Origin of the sequence: Mesorhizobium sp. M1E.F.Ca.ET.063.01.1.1, assembly GCF_003998155.1 — a bacterium.
Taxonomy (GTDB): domain Bacteria; phylum Pseudomonadota; class Alphaproteobacteria; order Rhizobiales; family Rhizobiaceae; genus Mesorhizobium.
Map to the genome: position 1 here is coordinate 1 of NZ_RZSC01001689.1, position 415 is coordinate 415.

The 415-nt window shown below is 57.6% G+C and carries 1 protein-coding gene; it reads right to left on the reverse strand.

Features of this window, described 5'->3' with window-relative positions; genetic code table 11:
• Positions 1 to 303 (reverse strand): acyltransferase (locus EOA29_RS40435; RefSeq protein ID WP_145970200.1); only part of this gene is annotated, 303 nt, incomplete at its 3' end.
• Positions 304 to 415 lie beyond the last annotated feature (112 nt).

Here is a 415-nt window from a genome sequence, read left to right on the forward strand (position 1 = left end):
GCGCCCAAGACCGGCATAGTCACCCGGGAGCAGAAGAAACCAACCCGCCGTGAGCGACAGCCCGATCATCACCAGCATTGCTGGCAGGATACGACGCGCGCGCCGACCGTAGAATTCGGCGAACGACAGTTCGGCGCTCTCCGCAACCAAAAGGCGTGTGATCAAGTAGCCCGAGATTACGAAGAAGATGTCAACGCCGATGAATCCCCCCGGAAAACCGGGAACGCCGAAATGAAAAAGGATGACGGTGATGACCGCGACAGCGCGCAAACCGTCGACGTCTGCCCGATAATCGAACTTCAAAGGTTCCCCCGAGCTATCTGTCGAAACGTCATAGCGTGATTGCAATCGGTGAGTCGACGGCGCGACAAGGCGCGGCCTGCGACGTTGCGATTCCAATAGTTTCGAATACTAC